The organism is Spirosoma daeguense (assembly GCF_054776875.1).
On record NZ_BAAHBF010000001.1, the window covers coordinates 397487 to 412820 of the forward strand.

Annotated in this window: 14 protein-coding genes; 10 read left to right on the plus strand and 4 right to left on the minus strand. The window is 48.9% G+C overall.

The window, feature by feature from the left end:
• Positions 1-71 precede the first annotated feature (71 nt).
• Both ACYVD4_RS01365 and ACYVD4_RS01370 read left to right on the plus strand, forming a co-directional pair.
• On the plus strand, positions 72-2114 hold the full coding sequence (locus ACYVD4_RS01365) for an alpha-1,4-glucan--maltose-1-phosphate maltosyltransferase (RefSeq protein ID WP_460941818.1): 2043 nt from the start codon (positions 72-74) through the stop codon (positions 2112-2114).
• 18 nt (positions 2115-2132) lie between these two features.
• Positions 2133-3110, plus strand: coding sequence for a Gfo/Idh/MocA family protein (locus ACYVD4_RS01370; protein WP_460941819.1), 978 nt, complete (start codon positions 2133-2135; stop codon positions 3108-3110).
• A gap of 42 nt (positions 3111-3152) precedes the next feature.
• Here the strand turns inward: ACYVD4_RS01370 and ACYVD4_RS01375 are convergent, their stop codons facing one another.
• Both ACYVD4_RS01375 and ACYVD4_RS01380 read right to left on the minus strand, forming a co-directional pair.
• The gene (locus tag ACYVD4_RS01375) at positions 3153-3551 is read right to left on the minus strand and encodes a cytidine deaminase (protein ID WP_460941820.1); all 399 of its coding nucleotides are present in this window, start codon (positions 3549-3551) and stop codon (positions 3153-3155) included.
• A 150-nt stretch (positions 3552-3701) separates the two neighbouring features.
• Positions 3702-5357 carry an FAD-binding dehydrogenase gene (locus ACYVD4_RS01380; RefSeq protein ID WP_460941821.1) on the minus strand — a complete coding sequence of 552 codons (1656 nt, stop codon included), beginning with the start codon at positions 5355-5357 and terminating at the stop codon, positions 3702-3704.
• 150 nt (positions 5358-5507) lie between these two features.
• Between ACYVD4_RS01380 and ACYVD4_RS01385 the strand changes: the two genes are divergently transcribed.
• From ACYVD4_RS01385 to ACYVD4_RS01420, 8 genes are all read left to right on the plus strand, one after another.
• Positions 5508-7628, plus strand: a complete 2121-nt coding sequence (locus ACYVD4_RS01385; RefSeq protein ID WP_460941822.1) for an outer membrane protein assembly factor BamB family protein — start codon at positions 5508-5510, stop codon at positions 7626-7628.
• A 133-nt stretch (positions 7629-7761) separates the two neighbouring features.
• A complete protein-coding gene (locus ACYVD4_RS01390) occupies positions 7762-8799 on the plus strand; it encodes a Gfo/Idh/MocA family oxidoreductase (protein WP_460941823.1) in 1038 nt (345 codons plus the stop codon).
• 261 nt (positions 8800-9060) lie between these two features.
• Positions 9061-9255 (plus strand): hypothetical protein, encoded by a 195-nt coding sequence (locus tag ACYVD4_RS01395; protein ID WP_460941824.1) that lies wholly within the window; start codon positions 9061-9063, stop codon positions 9253-9255.
• Positions 9256-9529: 274 nt separating this feature from the next.
• On the plus strand, positions 9530-9742 hold the full coding sequence (locus ACYVD4_RS01400) for a hypothetical protein (protein WP_460941825.1): 213 nt from the start codon (positions 9530-9532) through the stop codon (positions 9740-9742).
• 413 nt (positions 9743-10155) lie between these two features.
• Entirely contained in the window at positions 10156-10569 is a 414-nt protein-coding gene (locus ACYVD4_RS01405) for a hypothetical protein (protein ID WP_460941826.1), read from the plus strand.
• Between the two features lie 12 nt (positions 10570-10581).
• Entirely contained in the window at positions 10582-10770 is a 189-nt protein-coding gene (locus ACYVD4_RS01410) for a hypothetical protein (protein WP_460941827.1), read from the plus strand.
• Positions 10767-11012: a peptidase associated/transthyretin-like domain-containing protein gene (locus ACYVD4_RS01415; RefSeq protein ID WP_460941828.1), complete on the plus strand. Its 246-nt coding sequence runs from the start codon at positions 10767-10769 to the stop codon at positions 11010-11012. Before ACYVD4_RS01410 ends, ACYVD4_RS01415 begins: the two co-directional genes overlap by 4 nt.
• 130 nt (positions 11013-11142) lie before the next feature.
• On the plus strand, positions 11143-11907 hold the full coding sequence (locus ACYVD4_RS01420; protein ID WP_460941829.1) for an MBL fold metallo-hydrolase: 765 nt from the start codon (positions 11143-11145) through the stop codon (positions 11905-11907).
• A 5-nt stretch (positions 11908-11912) separates the two neighbouring features.
• Here ACYVD4_RS01420 and ACYVD4_RS01425 read toward each other — a convergent pair whose 3' ends face one another.
• Both ACYVD4_RS01425 and ACYVD4_RS01430 read right to left on the minus strand, forming a co-directional pair.
• Entirely contained in the window at positions 11913-13748 is a 1836-nt protein-coding gene (locus ACYVD4_RS01425; RefSeq protein ID WP_460941830.1) for an alkaline phosphatase, read from the minus strand.
• A 68-nt stretch (positions 13749-13816) separates the two neighbouring features.
• Positions 13817-15334, minus strand: coding sequence for a RagB/SusD family nutrient uptake outer membrane protein (locus ACYVD4_RS01430; RefSeq protein ID WP_460941831.1), 1518 nt, complete (start codon positions 15332-15334; stop codon positions 13817-13819).

Below are 15334 nucleotides of genomic sequence, written 5' to 3' on the forward strand. Positions count from 1 at the left end.
ATTAATCAATCAGGTATTCTATTCTGCGTTTACCCTCGTAACAATGAAGCCTGAAGCTAATCTTTACTTGCATGAATACTCCTGCTAATGGTTCTAGCCTGAATGGGCCCGGACAGTCGCGCGTGGTCGTTGCGCGTGTTTCTCCCGAACTTGATAATGGTCGATTCCCAATCAAAGCAATTCCCGGCGACGTAATAACGGTTGAAGCCGATATTTTTGCCGATGGCCATGATCATTTAGCGGCTTATCTACTGTATAGACATTCAGACGATACGTTCTGGACCGAAATGGCGATGACCCTCCTCGTTAACAACCGTTGGGGAGCGGCATTCATTGCCGAAAAACAGGGGCAATACACATATACTATCGAAGCCTGGGTCGATCATCTGAAATCGTGGCAGCAGGAGGTTCATCTAAAAATAGCAGACGGTCAGCGTATTACAAATGAGTTACTGATCGGTGCGCAGTATTTGGACGAAATGTTCGAACGGGCAGGCGGCAAACCAGCAGCGAAGAAAGGAGTAAAAAGTAAAAAGATAAATTCGCCTGTTGAGGAAAGTGCCGACGTAAAGGTATTACGGGAAATGGCTGAACTGTTTCGAGATGGGAATCGCTACGATGAAGCCGTCTCAACAGCCGAAAGTGACCAGTTTACCTTCTACGCGAATAAATACCCGGAGCGGCAACACGTAACCCGATACCAACACGATTTAGGCATTGAAGTCGACCGGGCGCGGGCGCAATTCAGTACGTGGTATTGCCTGTTTCCTCGCTCGGCCGTGCGGGATGAAAATGACAGTTTACTACGTCATGGTACGTTCAAAGACGTGGAAGGACTACTGCCCCGTATTTCGGGAATGGGTTTCGACGTATTGTATCTCCCGCCTATTCACCCCATCGGAACGTCGAATCGGAAGGGGAAAAATAACTCTGTTACCAGCCAACCCAACGACCCCGGTGACCCGTATAGCATTGGCTCCAATGCAGGAGGGCATGATACGATTCATCCCGAACTGGGCACTGTCGAGGATTTCAAACACCTCATTGCCATTGCGGCCAACTACGGCATGGAAGTAGCAATGGACCTCGCGATTCAGTGTTCGCCCGACCATCCGTGGGTCAAAGAACACCCCGAATGGTTCAAAAAACGGCCAGATGGTACGTTTCAGTATGCAGAAAATCCGCCCCTGAAATACCCGGATATTTACTCACTTGATTTCGAAACCAGCGACTGGCAGAATCTGTGGCAGGAAATTAAACGCGTTTTGCTCGTCTGGGCCTCGTGGGGAGTACGTATCGTTCGGGTCGACAAGGCTCATACAAAGCCATTTGCGTTCTGGGAGTGGGTCATTGCCGAAGTGAAAAAAGAATTCCCTGATATGCTGTTTCTGGCCGAAGCTTTCACTACATCCAACGTGATGCAGGAGTTAGGTAAGCGGGGGTTTTCGCAATCATATACGTATTACATCTGGCGCAATTCGAAGCAGGAACTGGAACATTACATGACCGAACTGACTCAATCGGACAGGAAACAGTACTTCCGCCCAAATTTCTGGCCAGCCACACCTGATATCAATCCGTACAGTTTTCAGGGTGGGCACGAACCGCAGTTTCTGATTCGGTTTTTTCTAGCCGCTACGTTGTCCAGTAATTACGGTATTTACGGGCCTTCGTTTGAGTTGATGGAACATGCGCCACTTCCGCACAAGGAAGAATATCTAAATTCGGAGAAGTACGAAATTCGCCAGTGGGATTGGAGTAAAACCAATAAACTTACCTACCTCATCACGCTCGTAAACCGGTTACGTAATGAAAATGCGGCTCTTCAAACGACCAATAATATTACGTTCTGCAACGTGAATGACGATGCGATTATGGCCTACCTGAAAACGTCGGGCGCGAATCGACTATTGATCGTAGTCAATACCGATGCATATAGCCGCCGGGCAGGTGTGGTGCAGGTTCCTATCTGGCAGTTGGGTATTGGTCAGGATCAGGAATATACGGTTTTCGACCTGCTCACGGGCGCTTATTACATCTGGAAAGGCGAGTTCAATTACGTCGAACTCGAACCGTATTCATTGCCGATGCATTTATTTCGAATTGATTTATAAACCAAATCCTTAACACCGATGGATGAAATAAAATGGGGTATTATTGGCTGTGGCGACGTAACGGAAGTAAAAAGTGGCCCGGCCTTTAACAAAGTGCCCCATTCGAAACTGGTAGCCGTGATGCGTCGCGATGCCGAGAAAGCAGCTGATTACGCCCGGCGACATAACGTACCGAAATGGTATAGCAATGCCGATGAACTGATCAACGATCCCGACGTAAACGCGATCTACGTAGCAACGCCACCCGACAGCCATGCCGATTATGCCATCAAGGCTATGCGGGCCGGAAAGCCTGTTTATGTTGAAAAACCAATGGCGTTGAATGCGGCTGAGTGCGAAGCGATGAATCAGGCTAGTCGGGAAACGGGCGTACCGCTTTTTGTAGCTTTTTATCGACGGGCGCTTCCGTATTTTCTGAAAGTAAAAGAACTGGTTAACGAACAGGCAATTGGCGAAATACGTAGCGTGAATGTTCAGTTATACTGGGAACCTCTTCCGGGCGAATCGGGGCCGAATCCACAACCCGGCTGGCGTGTTTCTCCAGAAATTTCGGGTGGAGGACGTTTCCATGATCTGGCTTCACACCAGTTCGATTTTCTGGAATATCTTTTTGGTCCGATTAAACAGGCAAGCGGTATCAGTCTCAATCAGGCCGGATTATACAAAGCCGATGATATGGTTGTTGCTACGTTCGCTTTCGAATCGGGCGTAGTGGGTACAGGCAATTGGTGTTTTACGGTCAATCCGGAACAGCGACTGGAGCAAACGCAGCTCATCGGCTCCAAAGGCAAAATCACCTTTTCGTTTTTCGAGAAATTTCGGTTGCTCGTCGAAACGGAAGCTGGTTTAGTCGAACATACGATTCCTTTTCCAGAACACGTACAACAGCCATTAATTGAGCTGATCGTGCGCGACTTACGGGGCGAAATCCAAAGCCCGAGCACAGGCGAAACGGGCGCGCGCACATCCAGAATACTGGACTGGATAACCCAGTAATACGTAGCAAAATACCTATTTGTAAAACACTACGTTGATTATTCACTCCCGCTCGTATCTCACGGGTAAAAGCTCACGTATGGGTGTTTTAAAAATACCGGTGTTGTCTTCTAAAATCACGAGTGCATCCGCCGAATAATCCGAAATTAGCTCTCTGCAAATACCGCAGGGAGCTACAATTTTTCCGGTATGATAAACGGCCACAATTGTCTCAATATCACTGTCGCCCTGCGTGGCGGCTGTACCGATGGTAATGGCTTCAGCACAAACGGCAACCCGCCCAATATAGGCTTCAAGATGAACGCCTTCGAATACCTTTCCTGATTTGGTACGTAGTGCAGTGCCAACCGCGTGGACTTCCGGTTTGTACCGACGGCTAATTATGCTACGTGCCTGATCAATTAGCTGATTATCATACGTATCGATTGGTAGGCGGGTCATTCTAATCGTTGTTTGTAGTACGTTTTGATTAAATTGAAATCAGCATTGTGTAGTGGAGTCGGGTTTGATAACCCGACTCCACTACACAATGCTCCACCACGTCCTTGGATAACAAGCTGGTATAATTTAAGCTAATTTTCTACCAATACGTTAGATAGATTCACGTACTGCCCGACCAGCTACACGGCCTGAGAAAATACATCCACCCAGAAACGTGCCTTCTAAAGCGCGATAGCCATGCATACCACCTCCGCCAAAACCAGCTACTTCTCCCGCTGCGTATAAGCCAGAAACGGGTTTGCCAGTTGCGTCAAGTACACGGCCAGATAAGTCAGTTTGTAAGCCGCCTAATGTTTTTCGAGTGAGGATATGTAATCGAACTGCAATCAACGGACTCGCTTTAGGGTCGAGAATGGCGTGCGGTTTGGCCGTTCGAATCAGCTTATCTCCGAGGTAATTACGGGCTCCCCGAATGGCCGTTACCTGCGCATCTTTGCAGAACGGATTCAACAATTGACGGTCGCGGGAGACCAGTTCGGTTTCAAGTCTGGCGAGGTCGATGAGCGATTCACCGACAAGTGCATTCATGCCGGTGACGAGGTCTGACAGATTGTTTCGTATGATAAAATCGACGCCGTTTTGCTTGAAGGCTTCGACGGGTGCGGGGGCATTTTTGCCTACGGCTCTGCCCAATACCTGCCGCCAGCTTTTACCCGTTAAATCGGGATTTTGTTCCGAACCGGATAGGGCAAATTCTTTGCGGATAATGCTCTGATTCAGCACAAACCAGCTATGATCGTAACCCGTTTTTCGCAGGTGAGCGAGCGTTCCCAACGTATCGAAACCCGGAAACAACGGCACTGGCAAGCGATTCCCCACTGCATCGAACCACATCGACGATGGCCCTGGTAAAATGCGAATGCCATGTTGTTGCCAGATAGGTGCCCAGTTTTGAATTCCTTCGGTATAATGCCACATCCGATCGCGGTTAATCAGATTCGCTCCAGCCGTCTCAGAAATGGCTAACATACGCCCATCTACGTGCTCTGGCACGCCCGATAACATGTAGTTTGGCGGTTCACCCAATCGTTCCGGCCAGTTCTGCCGAACCAGTTCGTGATTGGCTCCGATACCGCCCGACGTAACAAGAACTGCCTGAGCACGTAATGAAAATGTATCAATGGGTATGCGCGAGCTTTTTTCGCCCCGTGCTACGTTACTCGGCTCCAGAACAGCGCCTTGAATACCGTCGACAGCGCCATCGGTAATGGAAAGTTCATTGACCTGATGACGAAATTTTAACGTAATCAACCCACGTTTGACAGCTTCCCGAACGCGAAATTCAAACGGCGCGATTACGCCCGGCCCTGTGCCCCACGTAACATGAAAGCGCGGAACCGAATTGCCGTGTCCGATGGCGCCGTAACCACCGCGCTCAGCCCAACCGACAACCGGAAAAAATCGTAAGCCCTGTTGATGGAGCCAGCTACGTTTTTCGCCAGCCGCAAACGCTACGTAGGCTTCGGCCCATTTTCGGGGCCAGTAATCTTCGGGCCGGTCGAAAGCGGCAGTGCCCATCCAGTCGGCCATTGCTAGTTCATACGAATCTCGGATTTTGAGCCGACGCTGCTCCGGTGTATCAACCAGAAACAGGCCACCAAACGACCAGAACGCCTGTCCGCCCAGACTTTGCTCTGGCTCCTGATCGACCAGAATGACCCGTTTGCCTGCATCGGCCAGTTCGGCTGCGGCTACCAGACCGGCCAATCCGGCCCCCACAATGATTACGTCGGCATCTATTGGCATGAGAAGCGGTTAGTTAGATTCCCGAAAGCGTCAAAAGCAATTTCAGTATATCAATTTACCATTAAGTATGCTGTTACTATAATAGAACGTAAGGAAAAGTATTTCGTGGATTATAGATGCTTTTTAAATGAGAACGTAAGGCCATCTGCTATGAAATATCTGTTCGGTTTTGGGATATTGCTATTGGGTATTGTCGGGTTCATCCACACCCCAGCGTTGCCGGATACCAATTGGGCCGAATATAATGGCGATGGTGCACGCAGTCATTATTCGCCCCTGACGCAGATAACCGCCGATAATGTGCAGCAACTGAAGGTGGCCTGGACGTATGCGTCGGGTGGGGCCGATACGGTGGGAAATAGAACACAGATGCAATGTAATCCGCTCATTATCGACGGTGTGCTTTATGGTGTTTCGGCCAATACACAGGCGTTTGCGTTGAATGCCGCAACAGGTCAGCAGATATGGCGAACAAATGTGAACGATAATGGCGGTACCCTAAGCCGGGGTGTTACGTACTGGACCGATGGTAAAGAAAAACGTATTCTGTTCGGTGCCGGTAAATGGCTGTACGCCTTCGATGCACGTACCGGCAAGACGATTGAAAGTTTTGGAAAAGGCGGACGTATCGATTTGAAAGAAGGTATTGAGCGGCCTGGTGGCGATAATTACGTACAACCCAATACACCGAACACGATCTATAAAAATCTGCTCATTGTGGGTACGCGGCTGGCCGAAGGCGAAACATCGCTACTTGGCGATATTCGGGCTTATGACGTTCGAACTGGTCGCACAGTATGGGCGTTTCATACCATTCCGAAACCGGGCGAATTTGGCTATGACACCTGGTCGCCAGCCAAACCGCGCGGACGACTGGGTGGAGCCAATGCCTGGATGGGAATGGCAATTGACCGTAAACGGGGAATCGTTTATGCGCCAACTGGTTCGGCGGCTTACGATTTTTATGGCGGAAATCGCAAGGGCGATAACCTGTTTGCTAATTGCCTGATTGCGCTGGATGCCAATACGGGTAAACGGCTCTGGCATTTTCAGTTCGTTCATCACGACATCTGGGACCGCGACCCACCCGCTCCACCCAATCTGCTGACTGTAACCCAGCGCGGTCCCGACGGTCAACCTAGACGTATCGATGCAGTAGCGCAAACAACCAAACAGGGGCATATTTTTGTGTTCAACCGGGTGACGGGTAAACCGTTGTTCCCGATTGTTGAAACCAAATTTCCGACAGATGCCATTGCGGGTGAATTTCCGAGTCAGACGCAACCCATTCCGCAGAAACCGGCCCCGTTTACCAAACAATCCTTTACCGAGCAAGACATCAATACGTGGGCGTCGAACCGTGACGAGCTGGTTGCTACGTTGCGAAAGGCACGTACCGGCAGTGCGTATATTCCGCTTACAAATGAGATGACTATCTTTTTCCCCGGCACGGATGGGGGAGCGCAATGGGGTGGTTCGGCTACTGATCCGTCGGGCGTAATTTATATCCCAGCCAAACAGAACCCGTGTTTTTCGTCGCTGGTGCGGAAACAACAGCCCGCCGGAGAAGCTTCGGTAAATGGCGCTCAGTTGTATAATCTTCGGTGCGCATCATGTCACGGAGCCGACCGGCGCGGTAATCACGATGGTTCGTATCCCGGCTTACTGAATATTGACAAACGACTATCGGCGGAGGCTGTTCATCAGTTGTTGCAAAAAGGGCGGGGCATGATGCCTTCATTTTCGCACTTGCCCGAAAGCGAGCGAAAAATCATTGTCGATTTTATCTTCAACAAAGGAACCGCTACCCAAACTGTGAGTATACAAAACGAAGGACTGCCATACCAGCACACGGGTTATAATCGCTGGTACGATAGCAAAGGCTATCCGGTGAGTAATCCGCCCTGGGGCACACTTACAGCTATCGATCTGAACACTGGTGAGCATAAGTGGCAGGTGCCATTAGGTGAATATAAAGAGCTGACCGCCAGAGGCATTCCACCCACAGGTACAGATAATTACGGTGGGCCTGTGGTTACGGAAAGTGGTTTGTTGTTTATTGCGGCCAGTAAAGATGAGCACATAAGAGCTATCGACACCAAAACGGGTAAACAGTTGTGGAAAGCACCACTACCAGCGGCTGGCTACGCATCGCCCAGTACGTATTCGGTAGGTGGAAAACAATACGTAGTGATTGCCTGTGGAGGAGGAAAACTCAGCACGCGTTCTGGCGATAAATACGTAGCATTTGCACTACCCGATACGCCTTGATTGTTTTTTCGGTAGAGTATGGCCCAAACAGGCTCCGGCTGTTTGAGCGACAACTGGTTAAGCTTAGTCACAAATCACTAATCGATTCAAACAGCCGAAGCCTGTTTGAGCCATAATTATATCGTTACGTTATATGCCTGAAATTGTTCGCGTTGGTTTGATTGGGTTCGGGTTGTCGGGCCGCTATTTTCATACACCGTTTCTGTCGGTGAATCCCCGATTTCAGTTGGCAAAAATTGCCAGCAGTCGCCCGGATGCTGTTCAGGCGTTCGATGCGTCGATTGGCTGGGTCGCTACGCCCGAAGAACTGTTTGCCGACCCGGAAATCGATCTTGTTTTTGTGTGTTCGCCAAACGAAACGCACGTTGATTATGCCCATAAAGCATTGGAGCACGGAAAACACGTAGTGATCGAAAAACCGTTTGCGCTCTCCGAACAGGAAGCCATTCAACTACTCGAACTGGCGCAGCAAAAGAAGCTTATTGCCACGGCGTATCAGAACCGTCGGTGGGATTCCGATTTTCTGACGATAAAACGTTTGCTGACTGAAGGAGCTTTGGGCTCACTCGTCGATTATGAATGCCGATACGACCGTTTTTCGCCCGTAAATCTGCAGGCAAATAGCTGGAAAGAACAACCCGCTTTAGGTCGTGGAAATCTGTATAATCTGGGGCCTCACCTACTCGATCAGGCGCTGGACCTCTTCGGAAAACCCGATTCGGTTCAGGCAAGTGTACGTATCATGCGGCCCGGTAGTCAGGTCCACGATTACTTCGATATCAGGCTGGGATATGCTGATAAAAATGTTCGGCTCGAATCGAATCTGATGATTTACCAGAATCAACTTCGATTTAGCCTGCATGGTACTGAAGGATCGTTTATTAAAGGCGGTCTGGATGTGCAGGAAGAGCGGCTTCGGCAGAATTTATTACCAAACTTACCCAACTGGGGTACTGAACCCGACGACCGTTGGGGCACTCTCTATCGAAGTGGCGGCCCGGAACGTATCGAAAGTCTGCCGGGGAATTACATGCCCTTCTATGATAATCTATACGATGCCATCGTAAACGGTGCTAAACCGGCAATCACACCCGACGAAATCCAGCAACTGGCCCGCGTCATCGACCTCGCGCTGGAAAGTAGCCAGACCGGGCGGGTTATTCCGTTTTGATAACGTAGTGATTTGGCTGGATGCTACGTAGCGAACTGGCTAATTAACCTCCATTAACGCAAATAAGACGTACTTGTTGGATCGTTTATCCAAGAGTAATGCTACGTGCCTAGCCCGCTCAAATCGTTTCAATACGTATGGGTCGTATGGACTGAAATGAAAATTTCAACCTTACGACCCTTTTTGCATTATACTAACTTAATAGACTGAGCTATTAGTACTCAACGTGAATAACGGATTCATCATCTGTAGTTATTCGATATGGGCATCAAGATCTATGATACACAATACTATAAAGGGTTGTGTCTACTGACTAAAGGAGACAGCATTCAGGCGGAGTTGTTACTAAGTGAAGCCAAATCAAATGTTGAGAAAGGTTTCACTATCAATGAAGGTGATTCGCTCTATAAAGTTTATCCCTATCAGGTCAACTGGCGACTATACATCATTATATAAAGAGAGAACAACCTACAAAGAAGATCAAGTAGTAGCAAATATTTATTTATGCTCTAATTATCATACAGTTACAATTATTATTAGCAATATTTTTGCTAACTTTTTGGTATGTTAATTGCTACACATTTCACAGAAGTTAATGCATTGAAATTGAGGTATTGAAAAGAGGAAAGAAGGAAACACCAGTTCTGTTGGAGCTGGTGTTTTTTGGTAACCTGATTCAACCTGTGCCGACCAACGTGAAATTACAGGCTATCAACCCATAGCGAATGCCATGTACCTTTACTACTATGACACGCTCAAAAAACCGTCAGAAACGGTGCGTCAGTATAATAAGCGTCTCTTAACATTTGCTATCCTGCATCGTTTTGAGAAGCCTGCCCATCCCCAATACGTAGCCCAGAAAATTGTGCGACTGGAACTGACGACAGAATTTGCCAGATTTGATCCGGATCAGCTAATCAGACAGCAGCCAACAGAAGCCTGACCGTTTCGCGTATCTACCCAATAGCGGTTTCCAATTGTCTATACACTAGAGATTTCGTAGTCTCAAACTACCAATGGTCGGCCACCATAATAGAGCAATCTATAGTAACCTATTTATATCATTTTTGAGGTTTTTTGGCGTTATACAAGTATGTATTAGATTATATTTAGTAGTGCTAAATACATCTTTTTGTGTTACGTTATCTTTTTCTTCTAGGAGCTACAGTACTGGCCAGTTGTAGACGGCAAACCCTGATCGATGATTTTTCTTTCCCCAACGTTCCTACGCAGGCCGCCGTTTTCTGTTAGCTCATACCCAGCGATTCCATTTTTGCGGCAATTCGAGAGGTCCAGTCTATCGACAATCAATCCGCTTACAACACTCGTCCAATCAATGGTGCATACATCATCCTGTTGAATCAGACTACCGGACAGCAAATCTACTTAAAATCACTCCGGCAACCGGGATTATATGGCTGCGCACAGCAGGAAATGCCTGTCCAGCTAGGCCATCGCTATCAACTCCTGACAGTACTGCCTACCCACGATACCCTACGGTCAAGTTGCGAACTACCCCTCCGGGCGGCCAAAATTGACTCAGTAGCCTTTGGTGAGCCCTACAGTGATACTTTTGATGACCGACGCCGGGTGACGCTGAGCTGGCAGGACGTATCGACGGATGACAACTCCTATCGATACTTCATTGTCAGCCAATATATGTTTAACAACTTTATGCTGGTCGATACCTACTTTGATCAACAGATGATTACTCAGGCTGGCCAACGGCTGTATTTCAACAACGATGTTATTGATTCTGCTACACCCTAGACGTATTACGTCATGACTGCCGAACCTGCTCTGTTTACATTCTATGCCCTATCGGCGCAAATGCGTAAATCGGCAGAAAGTAAACCCGCTGATTTTTTTGGTGGCTATACTGGTATCACTCCAACCTTCACAAACATTCAGAACGGTTACGGCATTTTTGGCGGCTACCTCAAAACACAACGAACCATTACGTTTCCATGAGAACCAACGCATATATGTCACTGATTGCCTTGCTGTTGCTGGTGCGGGAAGCGAGTGCTCAGAAGGTGGCCTTTCAATTTTTTGTCTATAACAGCCAAACCGAACAACCCCTGCGTGGAGCCTCCATCGAAATTAACAAACAGCACCGAGCCACGCTGACTGATGGAGAAGGGCATGCCGAACTGCTGGAGTTAAATCCCGGCCCAATTGACCGATTTCAGATTTATACCTCAGCTCGCTAATCGGTATCGGTTGTCTTATCAACACACAAAGAAGCTGCCCGATTTTATTTAGTACGTTCCTATCCTGTATAAGCATAAATCCTGCGTTTTTGGCCAGACATTGTCTGAAAAATCGTTAATTTGTCGGACAATGTCTTTATTTATTACGTCCTTAAATTCAGGTAGCAACGGTAACTGCTACTACGTTGGCAATCAAGAGGAAGCCGTATTGATTGATGCCGGTATCTCGCGTCGGCAAACCGAACAGCGCATGCAGCGGCTAGGCTTATCGATGCGAACCGTGAAAGCCATTTTTGTGTCGCACGAACACTCCGATCACATCAGCGGTATTTCGCAACTGGCCCGAGCGTATCAGCTTCCGGTGTTCATTACTCCGCAAACGCTACGTGGTTCACGATTACCCGAACGCGATTTTCCGCTACGTGCGTTACGTGCCTACGAACCGGTGCAGATTGGAAATCTTGAGGTTACAGCTTTCCCCAAACACCATGACGCGGCCGATCCGCATAGCTTTCTGATTAGTTGCGAAGGTATCAACGTAGGTGTATTTACTGATATCGGTGCCGTTTGCGAACACGTAATACGTCATTTCAGCCAGTGCCATGCCGCTTTTCTGGAAGCGAACTACGACGAAGACATGCTAGAGCGTGGCCGTTATCCGTACTTTCTCAAACAACGGATTCGGGGTGGCAAAGGACACCTGTCGAACCAGCAGGCGCTTTCACTTTTTCAGGCGCATAAGCCTTCGTTTATGAGTCACGTTCTCTTATCGCACCTGTCGAAAGATAACAACTGCCCGGACTTGAGTCGGGATCTGTTTACGCCACATCTGGATAAGACAGAGCTGATTGTAGCCTCACGTTTCGCCGAAACCCCTGTGTACACGATTGCCTGATACGTTTATCGGTGATACTTCTTCAGGATTGCCATGATCTTGTGATGAATCTCGGTATTCTCATAAACGCCCCGAAAGTCCAGCGAATGCGGCCCGTAAGCAAATACCGGTACCATAATACCTGAATGGTCGTTGGTGCTGAAATTACCGTCAACGTAGCCGCGTTTCAGATCGCCATCCAGCAGACTTAACCCGCCAGTTTCATGATCGGCGGTGACAATGACAAGGGTTTCGCCATTTGAATCGGCAAAACGTATCGCATCGCCGATGGCCTGATCAAAATCGAGCATTTCCCGTACTACGTACCGAACGTCATTGGCGTGCCCGCCGTAATCGATCTGAGCACCTTCGGCCATGACAAAGAAACCAGCTTTATTGGGTTGAAGCTCCTGTATTGTTTTCTGAAGGCTTTTCTGCAAAAAGTCTTTCCGCCCTTTGCTCATCGCCACAATCGACTGATCGTCGAGCATCACGAAAGGCGCTTTCAGTTTGCCCAGTTCGCCGAACGTAGTGCCAATCTGATAATCGCGCTGACGTAGCGTATCGATCACTTTTTCTTCCTGAAAATACCGCTGCCCCCCACCAATCAGGATTTGCGTTGGACTACGGAGAAAATCGGATGCGATTTCCCGCTCGAACATCCGGTCGGGCTGATGGGCGTAGAAAGCGGCTGGCGTAGCATCGGTTACACCACCAGCCGAGATAAGGCCGCTAACCATATTCCACGGTTTTATCAGCGTTGGAATCGCCGTTACGTCTTTCCCCGCCGAATCGACACCGATAGCACGGTTGTTGGTTTTATGACCCGTTGCCATCGCCGTAGCGCCAGCGGCCGAATCGGTAATATACGTATCGGCGGCACTGGTTTTAGAGAAACCAATGTTCAAGAATTTCGCCAGATTTAAATCGCCCCGATTGGCGGTCAGTCCGGCGTAAATCTGCGCCAGTCCCATACCGTCGCCGATGAGTAGAATCACGTTTTTGACGCGACTTCGGGTGTCGTTGTTCCGATAAGTTGGCTGGTAGAGTGCGTGCGGTGTTGGGTTCAGGTATTCGGCGGTTTTGCGCTTGCTTAAAAATTCGCCAAGTGGTGCAATCTGATCGGTATTAATAAAATCGGCCCCTAGGTTCATGAGCGTTTTCCAGGTATTGATGTTGTCGGGGGTAGCCCAGAACCGGATTTTTTTGCCCTGCTGATGCACCTGCCGGATAACGTCCTGAATCTTCGACCGCTCTTTTTTGACGATCAACCCCTTACCATTCCAGCGGGTATACCGGGCAAAATCCTGGCTAATTAAACCAACGTGCGCCAATTGATCGGGCGTATACGTAACGTCGGGCCGACCGTCGAACTGAATCCAGATCGGATACGTAGCAAACTGGTCGGGCGATGGTACGTTGCCACTGATCACTACGTTCACCGGAGCTTTCTCGCCAAAAACATCGGGATAAGCATTCAACGCCTGCACCAGCAACGGCAACGCCAGTCGCGCGGGTGATTTCAGGTCGATTAACCATTGCAACTCGTGTTTGGCGCCGGCGTAAATTTTCCCTTTGTTCGCCCGGACTTTATCGACCATCGGCTTAATGTACAGCGCTTCTAAAGTACGCTCCGACGTGATGCTGACTGAATCGTGTGCTACGTATAGTTTTCCATCTCGAGCATAAATATCGGCCTCAATAGACCCGAATTGTTGGTCGTAAGCTTGCCAGAATGGAATTGTTTGTTCGTAATCGTTATGCGAATGCGCCTGAGCCGTTGAATACGTAGTACTAGACTGTGCACTAGCGAAACTCGCCATAAACCAGCCGGAAAGAACCAGTAGCGATATCTTTTTCATTGTTGTAGTTGCTTAAACGCCCTACCAAACAAGGTTCGATAGGGCGTTTTTGACTTAATCCGGCTGGCTTACCAACCCTGATTTTGCGTTAATGAACCTTTGCTGTTTTGTATCTCGGTAGGCGGAATTGGCCATACGTGCATTACCTGTGGATTGAAATTCCGGGCTTCGTAAATTACCCGGCCATCGGCGTGGTGCAGTGGTTGCGCATACACACGCTGCGCATCGCCCCAGCGAACCAGATCGAAATGGCGGTCGGTCCATTCGCCACCAAATTCGCAACGACGTTCGCGTTTCAAATCGGTCAACGTAGCACCACTAATGGCGGCCAGTCCGGCACGAGCGCGAATCTGGTTGATTTCTACGTCGGCGTTTTTATTCTGCATCAGCTTGGCTTCAGCTTTCATCAATACTACGTCGGCATAACGTAGCAGCGGTACGTTGAGCGAAGTCGATGGTTTGTCGCCGTTCGGGTTAACCGTCGAACCAATCGGGTTGGCATAGCTATACGGCTCCATGTATTTGCGGAACTGATAGCCGGTGCGGTTGCTGGAGCTAACCGTAAACGTGCCGACATTGAACGTACGTTCCTGTCCGAAAAACATGAACTTGTCGCCGGTTTTCAGGATCGTAACCTCGCGACGTTTATCGCCTGTCTGGAAAGCGTCGTACAGTTCTTTAGTGGGATAGAAGTTGCCCCAACCGTTGTACAATCCCCAGCCTTTATCTTCCAGACATACGCCCGGAAAAATGCAGCCAACCCGTGTATCTTTCGCGCTCGACGTAACCGACCAGATATACTCAGAAGACCAGTTATTTGCTGTTTTAAATACGTCCTCGTAGTTGGCCAATAAGCTATGTTTGCCGCTGCTGATTATCATGTCGGCGTATCGTTCGGCATTGGCCCAATCTTTTGCGTACAGGTAAGTACGTACCAGATACGCCCATGCCGCCGTTTTGTGTGCACGACCGTAATTTTCAGCCGTATATTCCGAGAAATGAGGAAGCAGATCAGCCGCTTTTTTCAGATCTTCGGCAATGTAGGCATAGTTTTCAGCAACGTTCTTCGCCCGGGAAACATAGATGTTTTCGGGGTTGGCGCGATCCTGAATCGGAATACCCGCCCGATCATCACCGTAGCGATACGCCATTTCCAGGTGCATCACAGCGTGGTTAAAATAGGCTTCGCCCAGTATCCGGTTTTTGAGCGATTCGGTCATCGTGATGCTCGGAACGTTACGTAGTACGTCGTTGGCGCGCTTCATCACCTGATAATGTTTGCCCCAAATTGGCCGCGTATCCGACTCATTTCCATCTACCTTGAAATTCTTGATGTTCTCGGCATTGGCGCGCGGTTTGGTGCCGATATCGTCGCTGGCGTTGTTGAGCCAGAAGAAGCCCCGGCCATACATATCGTCATCGCTGTAGAGTTCGTAAATGCTGTTTGCGCCCGAAATGGCATCGCTTTCTGTTTTCCAGAAATTACCCGTTGTGGGCGCACCCTGCGGTACAAGATCCAACTGGCTGTTGCAGCCAAACGTTAAGCCACCGACTACCAGTAGAAAAAGTTTATTTATTTTTTTCAT

Bases quoted from the DNA above. Each gene is read 5' to 3' on its own strand.
- ACYVD4_RS01365 (WP_460941818.1), top strand. From the start codon at position 72: ATGAATACTCCTGCTAATGGTTCTAGCCTGAATGGGCCCGGACAGTCG.
- ACYVD4_RS01370 (WP_460941819.1), top strand. From the start codon at position 2,133: ATGGATGAAATAAAATGGGGTATTATTGGCTGTGGCGACGTAACGGAA.
- ACYVD4_RS01375 (WP_460941820.1), bottom strand. From the start codon at position 3,551: ATGACCCGCCTACCAATCGATACGTATGATAATCAGCTAATTGATCAG.
- ACYVD4_RS01380 (WP_460941821.1), bottom strand. From the start codon at position 5,357: ATGCCAATAGATGCCGACGTAATCATTGTGGGGGCCGGATTGGCCGGT.
- ACYVD4_RS01385 (WP_460941822.1), top strand. From the start codon at position 5,508: ATGAAATATCTGTTCGGTTTTGGGATATTGCTATTGGGTATTGTCGGG.
- ACYVD4_RS01390 (WP_460941823.1), top strand. From the start codon at position 7,762: ATGCCTGAAATTGTTCGCGTTGGTTTGATTGGGTTCGGGTTGTCGGGC.
- ACYVD4_RS01395 (WP_460941824.1), top strand. From the start codon at position 9,061: ATGGGCATCAAGATCTATGATACACAATACTATAAAGGGTTGTGTCTA.
- ACYVD4_RS01400 (WP_460941825.1), top strand. From the start codon at position 9,530: ATGTACCTTTACTACTATGACACGCTCAAAAAACCGTCAGAAACGGTG.
- ACYVD4_RS01410 (WP_460941827.1), top strand. From the start codon at position 10,582: ATGACTGCCGAACCTGCTCTGTTTACATTCTATGCCCTATCGGCGCAA.
- ACYVD4_RS01415 (WP_460941828.1), top strand. From the start codon at position 10,767: ATGAGAACCAACGCATATATGTCACTGATTGCCTTGCTGTTGCTGGTG.
- ACYVD4_RS01420 (WP_460941829.1), top strand. From the start codon at position 11,143: ATGTCTTTATTTATTACGTCCTTAAATTCAGGTAGCAACGGTAACTGC.
- ACYVD4_RS01425 (WP_460941830.1), bottom strand. From the start codon at position 13,748: ATGAAAAAGATATCGCTACTGGTTCTTTCCGGCTGGTTTATGGCGAGT.
- ACYVD4_RS01430 (WP_460941831.1), bottom strand. From the start codon at position 15,334: ATGAAAAAAATAAATAAACTTTTTCTACTGGTAGTCGGTGGCTTAACG.